22 protein-coding genes and 1 pseudogene are annotated in these 20,813 nt (G+C 41.6%); 16 read left to right on the top strand and 7 right to left on the bottom strand.

Annotated features, from left to right (window positions below):
• Both pfkB and PPM_RS08460 read left to right on the top strand, forming a co-directional pair.
• A complete protein-coding gene (gene pfkB / locus PPM_RS08455; protein ID WP_013370379.1) occupies positions 1-912 on the top strand; it encodes a 1-phosphofructokinase in 912 nt (303 codons plus the stop codon).
• Positions 913-979: 67 nt separating this feature from the next.
• Complete coding sequence (locus PPM_RS08460) at positions 980-2,908, top strand: PTS fructose transporter subunit IIABC (protein ID WP_013370380.1); 1,929 nt, start codon at positions 980-982, stop codon at positions 2,906-2,908.
• Positions 2,909-3,011: 103 nt separating this feature from the next.
• On the opposite strand, the gene PPM_RS08465 is transcribed toward PPM_RS08460, so the two are convergent.
• On the bottom strand, positions 3,012-3,920 hold the full coding sequence (locus PPM_RS08465; RefSeq protein ID WP_013370381.1) for a LysR family transcriptional regulator: 909 nt from the start codon (positions 3,918-3,920) through the stop codon (positions 3,012-3,014).
• A gap of 112 nt (positions 3,921-4,032) precedes the next feature.
• Here PPM_RS08465 and PPM_RS08470 point away from each other — a divergent pair, with 112 nt between their 5' ends.
• The 7 genes from PPM_RS08470 to PPM_RS08500 all read left to right on the top strand — a co-directional run bounded on the left by PPM_RS08470 (position 4,033) and on the right by PPM_RS08500 (position 11,696).
• Positions 4,033-4,419, top strand: a complete 387-nt coding sequence (locus tag PPM_RS08470) for a tautomerase family protein (RefSeq protein WP_013370382.1) — start codon at positions 4,033-4,035, stop codon at positions 4,417-4,419.
• Complete coding sequence (locus PPM_RS08475; protein ID WP_014599611.1) at positions 4,416-4,751, top strand: carboxymuconolactone decarboxylase family protein; 336 nt, start codon at positions 4,416-4,418, stop codon at positions 4,749-4,751. Before PPM_RS08470 ends, PPM_RS08475 begins: the two co-directional genes overlap by 4 nt.
• 243 nt (positions 4,752-4,994) lie before the next feature.
• Positions 4,995-5,852, top strand: a complete 858-nt coding sequence (licT, locus tag PPM_RS08480; protein ID WP_013370384.1) for a BglG family transcription antiterminator LicT — start codon at positions 4,995-4,997, stop codon at positions 5,850-5,852.
• A gap of 181 nt (positions 5,853-6,033) precedes the next feature.
• Positions 6,034-7,914, top strand: coding sequence for a beta-glucoside-specific PTS transporter subunit IIABC (locus tag PPM_RS08485; protein WP_013370385.1), 1,881 nt, complete (start codon positions 6,034-6,036; stop codon positions 7,912-7,914).
• Positions 7,915-7,986: 72 nt separating this feature from the next.
• A complete protein-coding gene (locus PPM_RS08490) occupies positions 7,987-9,396 on the top strand; it encodes a glycoside hydrolase family 1 protein (protein ID WP_013370386.1) in 1,410 nt (469 codons plus the stop codon).
• Positions 9,397-9,529: 133 nt separating this feature from the next.
• Positions 9,530-10,432, top strand: coding sequence for a LysR family transcriptional regulator (locus PPM_RS08495; RefSeq protein WP_013370387.1), 903 nt, complete (start codon positions 9,530-9,532; stop codon positions 10,430-10,432).
• 124 nt (positions 10,433-10,556) lie between these two features.
• A complete protein-coding gene (locus PPM_RS08500) occupies positions 10,557-11,696 on the top strand; it encodes a 5-methyltetrahydropteroyltriglutamate--homocysteine S-methyltransferase (protein ID WP_013370388.1) in 1,140 nt (379 codons plus the stop codon).
• Between the two features lie 95 nt (positions 11,697-11,791).
• Here PPM_RS08500 and PPM_RS08505 read toward each other — a convergent pair.
• The 3 genes from PPM_RS08505 to PPM_RS30600 form a co-directional block, all read right to left on the bottom strand.
• Positions 11,792-12,954 (bottom strand): IS3 family transposase gene (locus tag PPM_RS08505; RefSeq protein ID WP_414056435.1). Its coding sequence is split into 2 segments (ribosomal slippage): positions 11,792-12,690 and positions 12,690-12,954, totalling 1,164 coding nucleotides; the frame shifts between segments, so codons are not numbered across the junction.
• A 692-nt stretch (positions 12,955-13,646) separates the two neighbouring features.
• A complete protein-coding gene (locus PPM_RS08515; RefSeq protein ID WP_013370391.1) occupies positions 13,647-14,120 on the bottom strand; it encodes an SMI1/KNR4 family protein in 474 nt (157 codons plus the stop codon).
• Between the two features lie 18 nt (positions 14,121-14,138).
• Positions 14,139-14,225, bottom strand: coding sequence for a hypothetical protein (locus PPM_RS30600; protein WP_414056453.1), 87 nt, complete (start codon positions 14,223-14,225; stop codon positions 14,139-14,141).
• A 566-nt stretch (positions 14,226-14,791) separates the two neighbouring features.
• Between PPM_RS30600 and PPM_RS08520 the strand changes: the two genes are divergently transcribed.
• From PPM_RS08520 to PPM_RS08550, 7 genes are all read left to right on the top strand, one after another.
• The gene (locus PPM_RS08520) at positions 14,792-15,898 is read left to right on the top strand and encodes an SDR family NAD(P)-dependent oxidoreductase (protein ID WP_013370392.1); all 1,107 of its coding nucleotides are present in this window, start codon (positions 14,792-14,794) and stop codon (positions 15,896-15,898) included.
• 128 nt (positions 15,899-16,026) lie between these two features.
• Entirely contained in the window at positions 16,027-16,290 is a 264-nt protein-coding gene (locus tag PPM_RS08525) for a hypothetical protein (protein WP_013370393.1), read from the top strand.
• A gap of 293 nt (positions 16,291-16,583) precedes the next feature.
• Positions 16,584-16,790 (top strand): hypothetical protein, encoded by a 207-nt coding sequence (locus PPM_RS29510; protein WP_013370395.1) that lies wholly within the window; start codon positions 16,584-16,586, stop codon positions 16,788-16,790.
• The gene (locus PPM_RS08535; protein WP_013370396.1) at positions 16,781-17,089 is read left to right on the top strand and encodes a hypothetical protein; all 309 of its coding nucleotides are present in this window, start codon (positions 16,781-16,783) and stop codon (positions 17,087-17,089) included. The genes PPM_RS29510 and PPM_RS08535 overlap by 10 nt, the downstream gene beginning before the upstream one ends.
• Before the next feature lie 203 nt (positions 17,090-17,292).
• The gene (locus PPM_RS08540) at positions 17,293-17,568 is read left to right on the top strand and encodes a hypothetical protein (protein ID WP_013370397.1); all 276 of its coding nucleotides are present in this window, start codon (positions 17,293-17,295) and stop codon (positions 17,566-17,568) included.
• Between the two features lie 83 nt (positions 17,569-17,651).
• Complete coding sequence (locus PPM_RS08545; protein WP_013370398.1) at positions 17,652-18,392, top strand: hypothetical protein; 741 nt, start codon at positions 17,652-17,654, stop codon at positions 18,390-18,392.
• Positions 18,393-18,772: 380 nt separating this feature from the next.
• Positions 18,773-19,039, top strand: a complete 267-nt coding sequence (locus PPM_RS08550) for a phage portal protein (protein ID WP_013370400.1) — start codon at positions 18,773-18,775, stop codon at positions 19,037-19,039.
• Between the two features lie 136 nt (positions 19,040-19,175).
• Here PPM_RS08550 and PPM_RS08555 read toward each other — a convergent pair whose 3' ends face one another.
• From PPM_RS08555 to PPM_RS29195, 3 genes and pseudogenes are all read right to left on the bottom strand, one after another.
• Entirely contained in the window at positions 19,176-19,337 is a 162-nt protein-coding gene (locus PPM_RS08555; protein ID WP_228392894.1) for a hypothetical protein, read from the bottom strand.
• A 285-nt stretch (positions 19,338-19,622) separates the two neighbouring features.
• Positions 19,623-20,171, bottom strand: a complete 549-nt coding sequence (locus tag PPM_RS08560) for a T6SS immunity protein Tdi1 domain-containing protein (RefSeq protein ID WP_013370402.1) — start codon at positions 20,169-20,171, stop codon at positions 19,623-19,625.
• 62 nt (positions 20,172-20,233) lie between these two features.
• Positions 20,234-20,640, bottom strand: a pseudogene (locus PPM_RS29195) (hypothetical protein); the annotation flags it as partial.
• Positions 20,641-20,813: the final 173 nt, after the last annotated feature.

A 20,813-nucleotide genomic window follows, 5' to 3' on the forward strand; every position in this document is an offset into this window, starting at 1 on the left:
ATGATATATACAGTAACACTGAACCCTTCCATTGATTATATCGTGGAAGTTGACGATTTGAAGCTCGGTGATTTGAACCGAATGAAACGTGATCTAAAACTGCCAGGAGGCAAGGGAATTAACGTATCACGTATATTGAACCAACTGGGAGCAGACAGCACGGCGATTGGTTTTCTCGGAGGTTTCACAGGCAGGTTTATCGACGATACATTGCGGGAAGAATCCATTAAAACTGATTTTGTAATGATCGAAGATGATACACGGATCAATATTAAGCTCAAGCATGGTGATGAAACAGAAATTAACGGTCTGGGACCTGCGATTCGTGAGCAAGAGGCCGATGCATTGGTACAAAAGCTGGCGGGTCTCCAGAAAAATGACATTGTCGTCTTGTCGGGAAGTATCCCGCCATCTCTTGGAGGAGACTTCTATGAGCGATTGATTCGCGTGTGTCAGGACACCGGGGCTGAATTCGTCATCGACACCACAGGTGAGGCGCTGATGAAGGCTTTGGTTCATAAACCGCTGCTCATTAAGCCCAATCATCATGAGCTGGCTGAGTTGTTCGGCGTAACTATTCATTCAGAGGAGGAGATTGTCACTTACGGCCGTAAACTGCTGGAGGCAGGTGCAAAAAATGTACTCATTTCCATGGCAGGAGAAGGGGCTTTGTTCATTACGGCAGATGAAGTGTATCACGCAAATGTACCAGCAGGAACGGTGAAAAATTCTGTAGGCGCAGGTGATTCTATGATTGCTGGATTCGTGGGTACGCTGGCTCTTCAAGGCGATCCGATCGAAGCCTTCCGTGCAGGAGTGGCATCCGGAAGCGCAACTGCGTTCTCCGATGATCTGGCTACAAGAGAGAAAATTGAACAATTACGGCCGCAAGTCACGATTTCAAAACGGTAATCCGGCTGCATCATGAGCTTATTATGCGTGTGTCTACACGCTGATCGAACTTAGGAGAGTGTGAACAATGAGAATAACAGACCTGATGATTAAAGAAACGATGATCATGGACCTGCAGGCGACGACAAAGGACGGGGCGATTGAGGAACTCATCGCCAGTCTCGAAGCAAGTGGACGTATTAATGACCGTGCCTTGTTTAAAGAAATGATTTACAAACGCGAAGCCGAATCCAGCACTGGAATCGGTGGCGGTATTGCGATGCCGCATGCCAAGACCAAAGCTGTGAATGAAGCGACCGTTGTTTTTGCCAAAAGCAGTAAAGGCGTAGAATTCGAATCGCTGGACGGTGAGCCAGCGAAGGTATTCTTTATGATTGCAGCTCCGGAGGGAGCAGCAAATACACATCTTCGCACATTGGCTGCCCTCTCTCGGCTGCTCATTGATACTGATTTCATCGACAAGCTGATGAATACACAAACACCGGATGAAGTAACAGAGTTGTTTGATACCAAGCAGGCGGAAGAAGAAGCTGCCAAAAAAGCAAAAGAGGCCAAGAAAGAGGCAGCCAAAGCACAGCAAACACCGGAGGTAATCGTTGGCAACCCGGATTCTGACGAGTTTGTCGTTGCGGTGACCGCTTGTCCTACAGGCATTGCGCACACGTTTATGGCTGAAGACGCTCTCATTAAGAAAGCGAAAGAGATGGGTGTCAATATCCGGGTAGAAACGAACGGCTCGGAAGGCGCACAAAACGTACTGACAGCGGATGAAATTCGTCGTGCTAAAGGTGTCATTGTTGCGGCTGACAAGAAGGTCGAAATGGCCAGATTTGACGGTAAGCCTGTATTGCAAAGACCGGTAAGTGACGGTATCCGTAAATCCGAAGAATTGATTCGCAAAGCGCTAAACGGCGATGCGCCAATTTACCGTAGTGAAGGTAAAGGCAGCGCTGAAGAGTCAAAAGCCGAGAAGACCAGCGTGGGCAGTAAAATTTACAAGGATTTAATGAACGGTATTTCTCATATGTTACCATTCGTTGTCGGCGGGGGGATCTTGTTAGCGATTTCCTTCTTGATTGAACAAGTGGCCGGAGAAGATAATGTACTTTTCCAACTGCTGCAAACGATTGGCGGGGGAACAGGTGCGTTCCACTTCCTGATTCCGATACTGGCCGGATTTATCGCAATGAGCATTGGAGACCGCCCGGCACTGATGCCAGGTATGGTCGGTGGTCTGATGGCTGTAAACTCCAATGCAGGGTTCCTTGGCGGTCTGGCAGCTGGTTTCATGGCCGGTTATGTAGTTATCTTCCTGCGTAAAGCTTTGGCAGGTCTGCCGAAAGCTCTGGATGGTTTAAAACCAATCTTGTTATACCCTGTATTTGGACTCCTAATTTCAGGCGCGATTATGTTCTACCTGTTCGATCCGATTTTCGGTGGTATTAATACGTGGCTTGTCAATGTTCTGAACAATTTGGGAACAGGTAATGCGGTTATTTTGGGTCTGATTCTGGGCGGAATGATGTCGATCGACATGGGTGGACCTTTCAACAAAGCAGCTTACGCATTTTCGATCGGTGTCTTTACTTCCAGCGGTAACACAAACGGGGCTATGATGGCAGCTGTTATGGCAGGCGGTATGGTACCTCCACTGGCGATTGCACTAGCTTCGACGTTCTTCAAAAATAAGTTTACCGAGCAAGAGCGCAAATCTGGCTTGACGAACTATGTACTTGGATTGTCCTTCATTACGGAAGGAGCCATTCCATTCGCAGCTGCTGATCCTCTGCGTGTCCTGACCTCTTGTATTGTAGGTTCAGCGATTGCTGGTGGTCTGACGCAATTCTGGCAAATCAATCTTCCAGCTCCACATGGCGGGATTTTTGTAGCAGCTCTTGCCAACCATGCTTTGCTGTTCTTGCTTGCAGTGGCGATTGGCTCCGTGATTTCCGCGCTCATTCTGGGACTGTGGAAAAAAACAGTTGAAACGAAATAACGAGTATCATAAGAGTATAAAATAAAAGAGGAACCGAACTCCTCTTGGCCTTATCATAGCAAAACCGCTAAACACTCGTATAACGATGTGTTTAGCGGTTTTTTTATAGGATTTCAATATTTTCAGTTTCAATGGGAGTCATTTCCCACTGCTCTTTAACCAGCTGCATAAACAACCTTCGGGCCGAAGTCAGGTATTGGGGTTGCTGATTGTTTTGTAATAGTCCGATGGGAATATTCGGGTCTGTTAACTGGAGAGGGATGGTGACTAGGTCCTTCTGCAAAGGCATTGACGACAGAACCACTCCAACCGATGGAATCGTATTTACAAATGAGGGTATAGAGGAAATTTGACTGACGGAATAAAAAAACGGCATCGACGGGAAGCCGGAAAGCTCTTTCTCCAGTCGTAAATGGTACAAGCAGTTCTTCCCTCCGACGATAAGCGGGTACTCATACAGATCTTCGAGCTGAAGCCCATTTTTTGCCGCGAAGGGATGACTGCGGGACACGATAAAAGCAATTTGTTCGTGATATAAAGGTTCAAAATGTAAGGATGGTACCGAGTGAGGTTCCCCGGAAATTGCAAAATCCAGTGTGCCGTCCACCAAAGCTTTTGAGAGCGTATCCGTGTTTCCCACTGTAAAATGGCACGTAATATTCGGTTTATGCTTCCGAAATTGTCGTAGAATCAAAGGCAGTACGGTAGTAGCCACAGTTTCAATTACACCGATATGGAGCGTGCCAATCTCTTCTTTTTTCAGCGACCTCGCCTGATCCATTACAAAATTCCAATGCTGAATAAGTTCGTCAACCTCTTCGGCATATATTTTTCCTGAGGCGGTTAATTCTGCATCCCAGCCTCTTTTAAAAAGCTGAAATCCCAGCTCTTTCTCTAGCCTCTGAATTTGGTTCGTGACTGTAGACTGCGCGTAGTTTAATTTGGCGGCAGCCTTGGAGAAGGTTCCTTCTTCAATAATAGTACGAAACGTAGTTAACTCTTTCAGATCCATACAAACTCATCTCCATCGATAAAGTTGAATATATTTATGATTATTTTCAATTATACAGATGAATATAAGGAGAGTACAATCATCTTATCCCAACGGATAGGAGAGAATGAATATGCCCTTTGTACGAGTAGGCTATACGGAGCAACAATACACAGAGCAGGAGCTGCCTGGCATTAGCCGCTGTATTATGACTGCTTTGATCGAACATTTTCAGGTCCCGCCCAACGATTACTTTCAGGTTTTTCATGCCCATAAGCAGAGCGAGTTTTATTATAGTCCCGATTATTTGAATGTACCCAGAACAGACAAGCTGCTGTACATCCAAATTACAATGGGATCGGGTAGAACTACGGAACAAAAAAAGAGTTTTTACCAAACGTTAGCCGAACTCCTATCTATTGAATGCAAGATAAGATCAGAGGATGTATTTGTGACGCTGGTAGAGACTGAATTAGAGGATTGGTCCTTTGGCAACGGACTTGCTCAAATGATCTTATGAAGCATAAATTAATCAGATCGAGTGTTCGTGAAATGATAGGTAATTTTGCACCCGCTTTTGTAAGCTATACGGAGGAAGTTCTTTTTGGAGATGTATGGAGAAGAAGTGAGCTATCTCTTAGGGAACGGAGTCTCATTACAGTTGCTGCTTTGGTAGCGGGTGAGCATGTGAATCAACTTCCTTATCATCTGAACCTGGCCAAAGAGAACGGGATTTCGGAGGAAGAATTGATTGAGGTCATTACACAGCTAGCCTTTTACGTAGGATGGCCGCGGGCGGCCTCAGCAGTTCAGGTTGCCAAAGACGTATTTTGTAAGGAAAAAGAACGTTAACCATGAACTTAAAATACCGCTGAGCACAAGGATTTCGAGTGTTTGGCGGTTTTTTGATATGATTGTATTGTTATTCTGCTTTGAAAGCGGTATAGTAAGAGTAATTGAATGAGGGGCATTGTGCCCTTCGGGATTGTTACTGGTAAGCAGGCGATACCCAAATAATGACTAATGGACTTAGTCGTTATTTGGTTTTTTTTGTTATTCCAACTTTGTTATTACATCAATGAGGTGAGCAGCTAGATGATCATCCGGCAAATATTTAACAACAATGTCATTCGGGCCGAAAATCAGGTAGGTCATGAGTTTGTTGTCATAGGGAACGGTCTGGGTTTTAAAAAGAAAAATGGTCAAAGGGTCGATGAAGAAAAAATAGAAAAAACCTTTGTATTAAAGTCCGATAAAATTCCGCAAAAATTAATTGATCTCATTGGGGAAACATCTGTAGAGTATTTGAAGGTGGCGGATGAAATTGTAGGCAGCGCCAAAAAAGAAATGGGAGATATTTTTAGTGATAATATCTATATTTCGTTGATTGACCATATTCAATTTGCCATCTCTCGATACAGAAAATCCGTGGGACTTAAAAATTCACTGTTATGGCAGATCAAAAAATTTTACAAAAAAGAATTTATGATAGGTATGAATGCATTGGACGTTATTCATGCTCAATTTGGCATTCAAATGGATGAGCATGAAGCAAGCTTTATTGCCATGCATTTTGTTAATGCAAGACAAGACGGTCAGGGCATGAAACAAACGGTTGAGATTACTGAAGTCATTGATGACATTTTCAATATTGTAACCGATTACTATCAGATTACACTGGATGAAACCTCATTTAATTATTCGCGGTTTATTACTCATTTGCAGTACTTTGCCCAGCGCTTGCTAAGCAATGAACAAGAGCAATTAGCTTCAGGGGATAACTTCTTGTATGATCAAGTCAAAGAAAAATACGAGAGGGCTTTTCAGTGTACCCAATTAATTAATCAATATTTGGAATTAAAGCATGAAAGTGCGATGTCGATTGACGAGAAAGTGTATTTGACGATTCATATACAGCGTGTAACCTCCAGAAATGATTTGGCTGATGCTTAAAAAAAAGCTTGCAAACGATTTCGGAGTGTTTTATAGTAGGCTCACAACTTAAATTTAAGGATTGTTACTGATAAGCAGGCGATACCTAAATGAATGGCAGTGATCATTTTCTTTGATCATACAGGCCTTTCGTTTAGGTATTTTTTTGTTTTCAGGCAATCTGCCCCAGAGGAGAATGAACATGGACCATAAGAAAATGGGCGAGGATATCGTACGTCTCGTTGGAGGAGAAGAAAATATTAATGGGCTTGTCCATTGTGCTACACGGCTCCGATTTGACCTGAAGGATTCACGAAAAGCCGAAAGAGAAGCGCTTGAGAAACACGAGGGAGTCATTACTGTTGTTGAAAGCGGAGGACAATTTCAAGTCGTGATTGGCAGCCATGTTGCCTATGTATATACGGAAATCATGAAAAACATGGATTTTGGGTCAGACGCCTCTACGGCTCACGAATCCAGCGGAAAAAAGACATCCGTCATATCCACAATCTTTGAGGTTATTTCCGGCAGCTTCTCCCCGTTGATTCCGGCGATGGCAGGCTCGGGGATGCTGAAAGCCCTCTTGACGGTTTTGACCTTGCTGGGCTGGATGTCTGCAACAAGTGATACCTATCTGATCCTGTCTGCTGCCGGGAATGCTGTATTTTACTTCTTGCCGATTTTACTAGGGATTACGCTCGGTATAAAGCTGAAAGCGAATCCTTATGTAGCTGGTGTGATCGGTGCAGCTCTCCTGGAACCCAACTTTACGGGACTGATGGACAAAGGTTCTGATGTATCGTTTTTGGGAATACCGGTGGTCATGATGAACTACTCAGCGAGTGTTTTTCCGATATTCATATCTATCAGCATCTATGCGTTGGTAGACAAGTTTTTGAAGAAGATCATTCTTAAGGATTTGCAGCTGTTTTTAGTTCCGATGCTGGCTTTAATGATTATGGTTCCGCTATCTGCCATCGCATTTGGACCGTTCGGTACAACGGTAGGAGATTGGATTTCTTCGGGTGTGACATGGTTAATCGGTGTAAGCGGCATTTTATCAGGAATTGTGCTTGGCGGTTTTATGACCTTTATGGTCGTCTTCGGACTTCACTGGGGCTTTACCCCGATCACGATTCAAAATATCGGTGTTGGCGGTGATCCGATTGAGGCTATGGCGGCTGCGGCTGTATTTGCTCAAATTGGTGTCGCATTCGGTATCTTCCTGAAGGCGAAAAAAGATAAAACACTTAGAACCCTTGCGGGTTCCACGAGTATTACAGGCTTGCTGGCGGGTGTAACAGAGCCGATTGTGTATGGTCTGGTGCTTCGCTTTAAACGAGTCATTCCAATTGTCATTATCGCAGGGGCTATAGGCGGTGCCATCAATGGACATTTTGGAGTGAAAATGACGGCTTATGTGTTTCACAACATTTTTGCGATTCCGGTCTATACGCCGACCTTGGTTTACGTAATTGCCATCGCATGCTCGTTCGCGGTAGCCACGGTGCTGACTCTTATTTTTGGCTATGAAAGCAAGGTGAAGGGGGAGACGGCAGCAACCGTTGAGACCACTAAGACGGAAGAACCTCTACTAGCTGTTACAGCAACTAAGGCTGTTGACATCAAGAAAGAAACGATCTACAGCCCGATCACAGGCAAGACGACACCACTGAGCCAAGTGAATGATTCGGCATTTTCTACAGGGGCAATGGGAAAAGGCTTAGCCATTGAACCGTCTATCGGTGAGGTCGTAGCGCCCATAGATGGAGTTGTAACGTCGCTGTTCCCTACAGGACATGCCATCGGTTTGACTTCCAAGGCGGGTACGGAGATATTAATTCATATTGGAATTAACACCGTCGCGTTGAAAGGAAAGCATTTTAATCCGGTCGTTCAAGAGGGAGATATCGTAAAACAAGGGGACTTGTTAATCCAATTTGACAGAGAGCAGATTATAGAAGCAGGGTACGAAATCGTAACCCCTGTCATCGTCACCCTGACGAAACATAAAGTGGACGTATTTGAGACCAATCAGGAGCAGGTTCAGAAAAATGAAGTATTGCTAACTTTGGTGGTGTAATACAGGAAAGCTCATCATCACGTACATGAAGCGAAATTAGAAGGATATAACGATAACTGGAGGAACTAGATCATGAAACATAATCAATTGAAGGCATTTCCTGAAAATTTTTTCTGGGGAGGTTCAACTTCCGCTTATCAAGTAGAGGGTGCATGGGACGAAGATGGAAAAGGCCCCTCTGTCATTGACATGGCTAACCATGTTGAAGGGGTGACTGATTTTAAGGTAACCAGTGATCATTACCATATGTTCAAAGAGGACGTAGCTCTGATGGCTGAAATGGGCTTTAAGGCGTATCGCTTCTCGATCGCTTGGACACGCATCTATCCACAAGGCGCGGGTGAAGTCAATCCGAAGGGAATTGCATTTTACAGCTCATTGATTGACGAATTAATTAAATATGGTATTGAACCGATTGTTACCATGTATCATTTTGATCTGCCCTATGCGCTTGAACAACAAGGCGGATGGTCCAAAAGGGAAACGATTGATGCCTTCGAGCAGTATGCCAAAACGTTGTTTGAAAACTTTGGGGACAGGGTGAAATACTGGCTAACCATTAATGAGCAGAACATGCTGATTCTCCATCCCGGTTCTATTGGTACATTGGATACTAGCCTGGAAAATCCGCAAAAGGTACTGTATCAGCAAAATCATCATATGTTAGTCGCGCAGGCGAAGGCGATGGTGTTGTGTCACGAGATGCTGCCTGACGCGAAAATTGGACCAGCACCGAATATTGGGGTCATTTATCCAGCCAGTTCCAAGCCGGAAGATACGCTGGCGGCTGATAACTATGCAGCCATTCGCAACTGGCTTTACCTGGATATGGCTGTATTTGGTCGCTACAACCACATTGCCTGGAGCTATTTGGTCGAGAAGGGTTATGAGCCTGTTATTGAAGAAGGGGATATGGATATATTAGCGAAAGGAAATCCAGATTTTATCGCCTTTAACTATTACACCTCCCAAACCGTAGGGGAAAGTTTGGATGATGGAAATGATTTTTCACATACAGGCGATCAGCACGAAATTGTGGGTGAACCTGGAGCATATCGAGGTTCTGTGAACCCCAACCTGCAAACGACAGAGTTTGGTTGGGAGATTGATCCGGTTGGTTTTAGAACCACATTACGCCAGATATATTCTCGCTACCGCCTGCCTTTAATCGTGACAGAGAACGGCTTGGGCGCTTTTGACAAGCTGGAAGAAGGAGATGTAGTGAACGATCCTTATCGTATTGACTTCTTCAAGAAACATATCGAGCAGATTCAATTGGCTATTACAGACGGCGTAGAAGTGTTCGGTTTCTGTCCGTGGTCAGCGATTGATCTGGTTAGTACCCATCAGGGCTCCAGTAAGCGTTACGGATTCATCTATGTGGATCGTGAGGAATTTGATCTCAAAGATCTGCGCCGCATTCGTAAACAAAGCTTCTACTGGTATCAAAAGCTGATCGCTACAAACGGTGAAATTCGTTAATTAATGTAGCAGTGAAAAGCACCTCCTTGAAATGGATGTTACCATTTTAAGGGGGTGTTTCTATTCCCTTTTCCAGGAGGGTGATCATATATTATATAATAGAAGAAACAATAAACGGAAAGGACATCATGCATTGACCTTACAACAATTAAAATATGTCATCGAGGTTGCCAATCGTGGCTCCATGAATGAGGCGGCGAAGCGGTTGTTCATTTCCCAGCCCAGTCTGTCGAACGCGATTCGCGATCTGGAGGAAGAAATTCATATCACCATTTTTGAGCGTACTAATAAAGGCATTTCTTTATCCAAGGAAGGCGTGGAATTTCTAGGTTATGCGCGTCAGGTCGTTGAGCAGGCGGAGTTGCTGGAAAGTCGCTATTTGGATGCCAAGCCTTCACCACAGCATTTTGCTGTGTCTACGCAGCATTATGCTTTTGCAGTGAATGCATTCGTAAATCTGGTGAATCAATATGGACAGGATGAATATGAGCTGGCTTTGCGGGAGACCAAAACCCATGAAATCATACAGGATGTCAAAAGCCTACGCAGTGAGATCGGAATCCTGTATCTGAACGAATTTAACGCCAAAGTCATCAACAAGCTGCTAAAAGATGCAAATCTGCAATTCAACAGCCTGTTTACGGCTAAGCCGCATATATTTATCAGTGCCAATAACCCGCTATCCCGGCAGTCTATCGTGACCATTGACCAACTTCATCCTTACCCATATCTGTCTTTTGAACAAGGGGAGTACAATTCCTTTCACTTCTCCGAGGAGATTCTGAGTACATTGTCGCACCCCAAAAGCATTCGCGTCAATGACCGGGCCACCCTTTTTAATCTGCTCATTGGCTTGAACGGCTATACCATTTCTACCGGAGTGATTAGTGCGGATCTGAACGGTAACGAAATTATTTCCGTCCCCCTGGAGTGTGATGAGTCTATTAATGTGGGATGGATTTGCCATAAAAACGTCGCGCTCTCCAAGCTGGCCACAGTCTATGTAGAAGCGTTGCATGAGGCAATAGGGGAATAAAAAAGTTTGATATAGCCTTAGGCTATAACTAGCTATAGTTTATTGGAGTTACCTTATAGCTGAAAATGTATGTTATCTTTCTTACAACAACTTCACTACTGAAGCGAAAAAGGAGATAACCCTAATGAGCAGCATCCTTGACAATGCATCCCAACGTAAAGTGACCCCTTTTAGACATGATATGGTTGGCAGCTTTTTGCGCCCGCAAGCGATTAAAGACGCCCGAATTCAATTTCAAAATAATGAAATCTCTGCGGACGAGCTGAGAAAGATTGAAGATGAAGAAATTATCAAACTGGTGGAAAAGCAAAAATCCGTAGGCCTTCAAGCCGTGACGGATGGGGAATTCAGACGTTCCTGGTGGCATCTTGATTTTATGTGGGGACTGGACGGCGTGGAAAAGGTACAGCTTGCAAACGGCTACCAATTCCAAGGTGTGGAAACAAGAGCGGAAACCGCACGTTTGTCCGGTAAAATTGGACATTCCCGTCATCCTTTCATTGAAGATTTTAAATTCCTGAAGCAAGTAGCAGGAGAGGATGCCATTGCTCGCCAAACGATTCCGGCACCTGCGCAGTTCCTGGCTGAGCTGTTGCGTGGAGAAAATAAAGAATCAACCGATACGTATTACAGCAATCTGGATGAACTGGTGACGGACATTGCCAAAGCCTACAAATCCGTGATCCAAGCGCTCTATAATGAAGGCTGCCGCAGCCTGCAACTGGATGATTGCACATGGGGCATGCTCTGTGATAAAAACTATTGGGAAGCTAGACAGCATGCGGGTGAAAATGTGGAAGATACTAAAAAGCTGTTCGCTCGCGTGAATCAGGAAACTGTGAAGGATCTTCCAGCCGATTTGGTCGTTACAACCCACGTATGCCGTGGTAACTATCATTCCACCTGGGCATCTTCTGGCGGCTATGAACCTGTAGCCGAAACCCTGTTCGGCATCGATAACATCGACGGCTACTATCTCGAATTCGATACCGACCGCGCAGGTGATTTTACACCGCTTAAGCATCTGAAAGATGAAAAACAAGTCGTTCTGGGCCTCGTTTCCTCCAAAACGGGTGAGCTGGAAGACAAGCAAACGGTCATCAACCGTATTAAGGAAGCAACTCAATTCGTGGACATCAACCACATCTGCCTTAGCCCGCAATGCGGCTTTGCTTCCACAGAAGAGGGCAATATTCTGACAGAAGAGCAGCAGTGGAAAAAGCTTGCTTTCATAAAAGAGATTGCGGACGAGATCTGGAAGTAAGAGTTTAGGGGAATTGAATTGGAGAGATTCGTGATTACTAAAACACGCCACTTTGGTCATACCCCTGTCAAGTAGACAGAACTAAAAAGACATCTTTAAGCAGCAACCGTTTCTCGGTATTCAATCGGGGAACGGTTGTTTAATTTTTTCTGAAATCTATTTTCATTATAAAAAGAAATGTACTCCCGTACGTGTTGTTCTACCTCCGCTAGGGTTCCGGGTTTCGTTAAATAAATCCTCTCTGTTTTAAGATGGGAGAAAAAGGATTCTATACAGGCATTGTCTAGGCAATTTCCACGCCTTGAATGGCTCCCAAGCATTCCAAGCCGCTTAAGCTTGCGGTTAAACGGCTTGGAGGTATACTGAAAACCCTGGTCTGAATGGAGAATGACACCCTCCATGTTCACGTTCTTACTTAGAACGTCTAGCGTCTCGCTAACTAGAGCAAGGTCATTTCGTTCCGAAAGACGCCAAGCCACGATTTCATTGTTAAACAGATCTTGAATGACAGAGAGATATACAAACCGCTCTCCAGCTCGTATGTATGTAATATCGGTAACCAGCTTGGATAAAGGAGAATCTGCCTGAAATTGTCGATCTAATCGGTTGGCATTTACCACAGATGCCTGTTTGCCAAAAAAGCGCCGTTTCTTTCGAATGACGGAACGGATCCCTAATTTCTTCATTAGGCGGTACACCTTTTTGTGATTGACCAAGATACCTTCTCTACGTAAAGCAACGGTCATCCGCAGATAACCAAAATAGGGATGGACCCGGTGGATCGACAACATATGCGATTCCAGAAGCTCTTCTTCTTGCTTACGCTGCTGGGTTGTTTGCTGAGTCTTTCTCCATTTATAATATCCTGCCCGAGAAACATGGGCTAATTCAAGTAACCATTTCAACGAATATCGTGTTCGCATTCCCTCAATAATTTCAAACCTCGCTTCTTTCCTCGTCACTCCTTGTGTAGATTTGGATACTGCTTTTTTAAATATTCAATCTCCGCCCGTAGATACGCCATCTCCTCTTCCATACTGGAAAATTTCGTTTTGGGTCGTCCCTGCCTTGTGGTCGTTGGCTGGAGGTTCTCCCCCGCTCGATGTTTCATCACCCAGCTTTGCACTTGGGATTTATTACGAATGTCCAATTGTTTCGTCACTTCACGAATACTCATATGTTCTTCGTTCACCAACCGGACTGCCTCCATCTTTACATCTAAGGAGTATTGCCGGAATGATTGTCCCTTTTTAGCCATGAAAAATCCCCTCCGTTCAACAAGATTAAGTCCATCTTAACAGATGTCTTTTCTCTCTTGTCTACTAGAAGGGGATAATACCACTTGAGCGCGTGTTTTTTATTTGAAAACCTACCTACAGCACCTATAAAATATGCACTAATCACTAGTAATAATCCAAACGTTTTAATCACCACCACATTAGAAAGACAAAAACCTTATAGACTTCTATAAACTAACGAGCAACGCATAGCAGAAGCTAACACTGGAGCAGGAGAATGAGCAGCAAACGGAAATTAACGACGTGTCGATAGAAATCATACAAGTTTTAAGCACACGACGATATGCTGGAACAAAATGATGATAACCTATTTAATTCGTCGGTGGAGAAGATCACGATTCTCTCACCAACTCATTTTTCATTAAGAAATTTCTGAACATGAAATTTAAATGTTGTAAAAAATTCTATTTAATTAATAAGAATAACAAGAAATAGGTCAATCATGGTGATATCTAACCATAATCGACCTATTCAAACGTAACGGAATAGAGTGATTTAGGGAATCAAATTTAAGCATTGATGTGTGTATAATCAAAATGGCGAAATCTTTATAAAGGCATTACTCGAGTTAGGCCACTTGGACTTAGACGCCCGACTTATTCGGCACTGGGTGGAGTCTATTCATCACGTGCTAACATGAACTAGAAAAACACTACTCTTTTAGCGTTTCAAAAAATTCAGATATATTTGAGGCGACCTTTTGTGTCATAGGAGAAAACTCCTCCGACTCTTCATGAAACCAAATAACTATAGTAGGCTCTTCCGTTTCTCTAAAATCCAAACAAATTAAATCCCCTGAAAAAAGCGCTGCAATAGGAACTACATTCATCCCCACTAAATCTTCATTATCAGTTAATCTATCACCTATTTGAGTAATAATAACTTCAATATCATACCATCCATTAATAGGATCAGATTCAATATCATTCAATATACAAAGAAATTTTTCAATTATATATTCATGATGGTTAAAACTAAACACATTTGTGACAGGTACAACTCCATTATTTTCCTTAATAAAAAACCTATAAGTTTTAGGAAATGAGACTCTCAAGCTTCGCTCAACCACATTTAATAATTCGTCGGTTGGCAATGGAAAAACAATTGTATTGACATCCAATCTCACTTTTTTCACTCCCTATTCTTATCTTTTAGCATGCGCCCAACCACCGGGAGCTCTTACACCCTTATGATTTATGAAATTATGTATTCCAAAAGGTACTAATTCCATTCTATCGTCAATTTCGGAATTATTTCATATTGTTCCAGGCATACATGTTCCACCTGGAAGTTGTGAATCAAGCCATTAGAACTGTTTAGGATCAAATTTCTTCAAATAGTCTTTCTGCATAAACCGTAACAAAGTCATCTAATAGTTCATCAAACTTTTTATTACCTGACAAGAAATACTGAAATTATCAAGTATAGATTTTATAGTTTGAAAGAACATGGCAGTTTTAATTTATATAAGCCGACTTTATTAGGTCAGCTATACGTTTCATGCCAATTTGCTACGATAATTAGAATTAAGCTTATATACAATGAGAACAAAAAAAGTCCCTAACTCTCAAGAAAGCAAGAATTAAGGACCATCCTATTGTAATTTTAAAGGTGAGGAGGAGTTAGACCTCCATCTCCTTCTTGACGGGAAGGTATTTTCATTAAACTATCACCATACACAGAAAGGATTGAGACCTTCATTCTCCCGCGTGAAAGGCGGGCACTTTAATTAAGCTACTGTGTAAGAAAATTGTACCATATGTTATTATATGTGTAAATAATAATTAAGGTGATAAAATGAGAAAATATAAAAAAATAAACGATAATGGCAGACAGTATAGATGCTATGTTTGTAAAGAATCAAATATTGTAGCTCATGAACACTATGTAAAGCTGTGCCAATCATGTGGCGAATACAATGAAAAAAAACGTCTAGCCAAGCATCATTTAGAATCTTACATCGCATTGATTACAGGTGGACGAACAAAAATAGGATATCATACAGCATTACGCCTATTACGAGACGGTTCACGAGTCATTTTGACAACCCGTTTTCCGTATGATGCACTACAGCGTTATATTCAAGAGCCTGATTTTGAAAATTGGAAAGATCGCATCCATATCTACGAATTAGATTTTCGCCAAATTGAAAGGGTAGAAATGTTTGCCTGTTTCATAGATAAAGAGTTTCCCTACATGGACATCATTATAAATAATGCTGCTCAGACGGTAAGAATGTCGCAAGAGGAATATAAGGAATTAACATTAAATGAAGTGGAACTCCAAAAACAAATAATGGACAACCAACGTCTACTTGCTAACAGCACGACTATCTCTTACTTTGATAAATCTACGAATGAAACAAAAGATATTCAAAATTTACAGCTTTTTAATCAAGAAATGGGAGTAGTAAGTCACAATCATTCGTTTCAAAATTCATGGACAGCTCAATCCCATCAAATTTCCATGGTTGAAATGCTCGAAGTTCAACTAATCAACGTGACCGCTCCATTTTTGCTCAACACAAAGTTGAAGGATACTATGATGAGGAGTCCTAATCAAAATCGATTTATTGTAAACGTATCTGCAGCAGAAGGCCGATTTCAGATGAAAAGAAAAGGTGGATATCATGTCCACACCAACATGGCAAAAGCCTCGCTTAATATGATGACCCTAACCTTGTCTAAAGAGTATAAAAAGCATCGAATATTTGTAACTAGCGTAGATCCTGGCTGGGTATCAAATCAGTTTCCAGAACAGGTAAAGGCTAGTCGAGAGATAAATCTACCATTGGATTTTAATGATGCTGCTGCTAGAATTTGCGATCCAATCTATGAAGGAAAAGACGCAGAGAGACCACTCACGGGTGTGTTTTTAAAGGATTATAAACAAGTGGATTGGTAAAAGATATTCATATTATTATAACGAGAGTAGCCAGAGGCTGTCCTTGTACATCTATATATTATAAGCTCGTATAGAGGAGTGTGGATTGTTGTCAGGGTAAGTTGATACATATGGGGGATGGTCGATAGTTGGCTGTTCCTTTTTTTCGTGCTGGAGGTGAAGAGAAGATCAGCAAAAATAATGAAAAACCAAAAAGGAACAAGCCCAAGATACTGACCAAGTATGATCAATTTATTGTGTCAAGACTGAAGGCTATTCCCGTTTGGGTACGTGAAGGGACAACAGATGTGGAGATAGCGAGACGACTTAGTATTCATATTTGGACATTAGGCGACTACCGTAGAAAATATCCCAAATTTGCGGAAGTATTAGAACGTCCGACCAAGTGGTGATGCCACATATGCTTAGACATACACTTGGCTATAAGCTGGTAAAACGACTCCATTGACGACCATCCAGCAATTCCTTGGACATGGTCATGTAGCAATGACCAATATCTATACCCTAACAACACAGCAGGATATGGCGGAAGCTATGGCAAATACAAATATCGAGTAGTGAGAAGCCACTCTTTTTGTCGTGGAGGGGGAGCTTCTATTTGTAGAAACAGAGCCGTCAGCAAAGGAAGTAGAAATTTTTGTGATGATTTTATAGTGAATTTGAGAAAGGAGTTATACCCATTGACATGATAAAGCAAGAAGAGCAGCGACAGGCTGAGCTGCTTAAGCAGTATATGGAGAAGCATTTCAAGCCGCCCAATGGGACAGGTTGCCTGATTGAGGAGATGGAACTAGCCATGTACATTGATCCAGTTATTAAAGCGGGGAAGAAAAGCGATTATTCGGCAATTTCGATTTTGGTCAGCAACGAAGGACGAAGCAAATGTATGTGATGGATGGAAAAATTTATAAACTGCTGCCGGATGATTTATTTCAAGTGAGTATTGAAAAATTGAAGCTTTATCCTGTAGATAAGCTTGGTTTTGAGGTGAATCAAGCGCAAAGCTATATGAAGCAGAAATTTGAAGAAGAGTTATGGAAAGTGAAAATACATACGCCCGTAGAAAGTGTACATTCCAACGAGCAGAAACATAAGCGCATTATTAGTCTGGAGCCAGAAGTTAGGAAGGGTCGTATTCTGTTCAATGCAGATAACCTCAGGTATAATCATCAGGTAAAGGACTACAATTGAAATTGTACATATGATGACGCGCCAGATAGTTTATATGGAGCTGTTCAATTGATTCAGTCGGTCAAGAATCGAGGCTTATTATTTTGAGACTTTCGCTAGATACTCATTCATTATTTTGATCCAATTTTGTTAAGCTTATGGGCAGGATAACTTAACCAGTTACCCAATTAGTTGTTTGTATTGTTGCAAGGAAGGGGATACAAATGGCCATTTGTTTGGACTACGAGTTAGTTGAGATAAGAGGAACCGTTGCTGTGTATAAATTTGGAAACTGTTTGAAGGTATTAGATGGAATTTTTGAGATTGACCTACCCAAGTTGATAAGTGGGGAAATATCGATGCAAGCACCAATTGGTGAAGTAGTGAAACTAAAGAATGACAACCAATCTCAAGCTAAGGCCATCAAAGTATTTGGAAAAATATATAAACATTTTCTTGAACATCACGAATATCCTACAAAGGGTGGATATTATGCTTAGTTAATTGGAGTTATTCTTTTAATCTTATAATGATCAATGGAAGATATAAAAATTACTTAGTGGACTTGAAAAGGAGCGGGAATATGGGCCTGGATGCTTATGTAGTATGCAATTGTGTGAAGGAAGGAAATGTTAAGCCTCCCCCTTTTGATATAATCTTGCTGGAAATTACGGACGAAGGAATCGACATACTGGAATCTGTAAATGACGAAACCTATCAGCTTTATCAGCAGTGGCGGGAGAACTCCTGCGGTCATGAAGACTTTTACTATTATCAAGACCGGGTTTTTAATGTCGCAGGAGGAAATTTCTTTTATGGAATTATTGATCGGTTGGGGCAGGACAAATTCCCATTATTAATTTCAATTGGGGAGAAGTTACTCTCTGCTGATCAGGCCGAAAAAGCTTTAAAGGAACTGGATATTTTTGAATCAGGAGCAAGCAAGCTGCAAGGGATTTTTCTCGTAGATACTGTATCTAATGAAGAATATGGGAGATCTCTTCCTGGAGAGGATAAGTGGTTCTTATCATCTGGAGGCGAGCACACTTATCAGTTAAACGACCGAGGATTCTGTATTCTAGACAGAGATCATCGCGAGCTTTTTCACTCAGTAGCGTTCGCCCAGGAAGTAATGAGTGTTGAAAAAGAAGGACGGGAGCATAAGCATGCAAGATTTCATGATTTGGAGATGGGACGAATTTTTGAATCTTCTTATCCGCTAAGCCGAAAGATATGGGGAATCGATGAGTTGTATTATCCAATATCTTTTCAGGTCGTAAAGAGAAACCTAAAGGGATCTGATTCTCAACCCGCGCGAGTCTAAGAAGCCTGTTTGAGGCTTCCTTACAGACAGGTAATCCGATCATTTGGGCATAAAGAAATCTGAGATGAAGCATTTGAATATTAACGGAACACGATCCTACGTTGATTACAAATCCAGACTTTTTGAGATAGCTTAATATTATTCTTAACTTAGCATAATTGAGCTAACGGAAAACTTTAGTTCAACAAGGAACTATCTTATTAAAGGTGGTTCTTTATTTAGGCAACAATTACTTAACCTATTTTGAAAGGAAGGATGTATTTGCAAATTACGGAACAAATCATTATAGAATGTTTAAATGAACTCCAATTGGCTGATTTAGCCAAACAGAAATATTTAGATTACTACAGTGGTCAGCATGCTATCTAAAGAACTATGCGATGCAAGAAAGTCGAAGCAATCAAAAGCTCATTTTCAATTTCCCATGTAAGTTCGTAGATAATGAAGTTGGCTATCTGCTCGGTAAACCAGTAAACTATGTGTCCAAGTCAGATCAGGATGAAGCCATACATAATATAGATGTACATATGATTCATTGGGATAAAGAGCACAATCTACAGCTTCGAAAACAATCTGAAATCTTTAGTGAGAGTTTTGAATTGAACTATATCGACTCGGATGGCCAGTTTTCAGCCACAGTATACTAAAACAAATTGATAACCTATTAATGCGTTGGTGGAGAAAATCACGATTCTCTCACCGACGCATTTTGTTTTTACCTTGAAAAGTGGAATGAGCATAGATGAAATATTGGACTAATGTAATTAGGGGCTAATGCAATCATTAAGCTAATGAATATTTGTGAGAGTGCATGACGGGAAGAATCAATCGAATCTCGTCTTTTACTCCTTCCATATAAATGGAATGTTTGTCTTGACTTAGCTTATAGCCTATGGCTTCTTCCCATTCGGATAGCAGCTGTTGAATATCCTTGTTTTGATTCATTTTAAATTGATCCATTTGAGTGAACAAATTTTTTTCGCCTGTTGTTGTTCACTAGCAAGTTCATATTGATAAAATCTATGGCGTAATGCTTCTAAGAACCAATCTTGCCAACCTCCATGAACATATTTCTCTTTCGTTGTTGAAGTGTTGTATGTTAACTCAGATGGGGAATTGGCTGGCTATATTATTTTGTTACTGATCTTGAACAGATAAAAGACTTATCCACCTTATAAATCAAGTTGGAATGAGCCTTTAGGAGTATAATAATTTTGAAAGCAATTTTTCTTACTCAACAAGACTCGTGAATTGGGTATTCAAATATATGTGCTCAATTAGTTTAACCTTTTCTAGATTTTCTATCTTTTCGGAACCGCCTAATCCTAGAAGTGGAACATAACCAAAGCATTCATCAAATGCTGGTTTTCCGTATTTTTCAATGGCATCAGGATATGGTAGCCAATCTAGATCGTTTTGTAGGGATGAATCATCCTCTAGGTCAGAGAAAAAAAATTCAAACCCAGATGATATGTCTTGCATCTTTCCTCTTCTAAAATTAAGTAAAAGTAAATATTTATTATCTTCCCAAATAAGTAGATCTCCCATGGAAGTAGTAAATAAAACCAGAGCCTCTTTGCTTCTTATATACACCTCTTCTAGCAAAGAGTGAAATTCATCTGGGTTTACTATTTTTAAATATCCATTTAGGATACTACCAAAGCCATACTGCTTCCAAACTTCTATTAATTGCTCAGGTACTTTACCTTCAAATTTATTAATCAGTTTTTCAGAAGCCTTTTCATATAGCTCAAAATCATTAAAAATTCCAATATCCATCCTGATCTCCCTCTGTTAATTTGTTAGTTTGATATTTAAATGAGTTGACTTTCTTTCTGTCTATCGGTCTCCTCATATTGTAAAACAAATGTCTCCAGTTTGGCATAGTTGCTAACGGTATCAATGGCATCTCCATACTGATACTTTCGAATCATCGTAGTGACCAGATCATCATAAGTACGGTGAATATCTTGATAGGAGCGTCTATTCACCTTGATATCCATCTGATACGAATGGGAAGCAGCCTCCAGTTCAAATGTATATACGCCTCGTACACAGTGTACGGCTCTTGCTCCATATCCTGTCCTATACATGCGGCTTCTTGTTCTTCTGAGAGCACACCACTAATATGCAAATAGGCATGGTCGTTGATGGCACGTGTTATTTGAAGCTTTTCGATGTGTTGTGGCTGAAAGGAACCATAAAAGCTGAGGCTTTCATAGCCAATTCCGGCTGATAGTAAGCTCAAGTGAGTTCATGTCTCCTATCCTAATGTGATGGCTGTTTTCTCAATATAAGCACGTCATTTTTTAATCCGTTTCTGGTTATTGAATACGGATCGGTGCTTTGGCTCAAGATCAATATGTATCATTGAGTTTGTTGGGTGCCAAAGGATGCGAGGTGGTATTTAATAAACAACCC

It is taken from the genome of Paenibacillus polymyxa M1 (genome assembly GCF_000237325.1).
GTDB classification, from domain to species: domain Bacteria; phylum Bacillota; class Bacilli; order Paenibacillales; family Paenibacillaceae; genus Paenibacillus; species Paenibacillus polymyxa_C.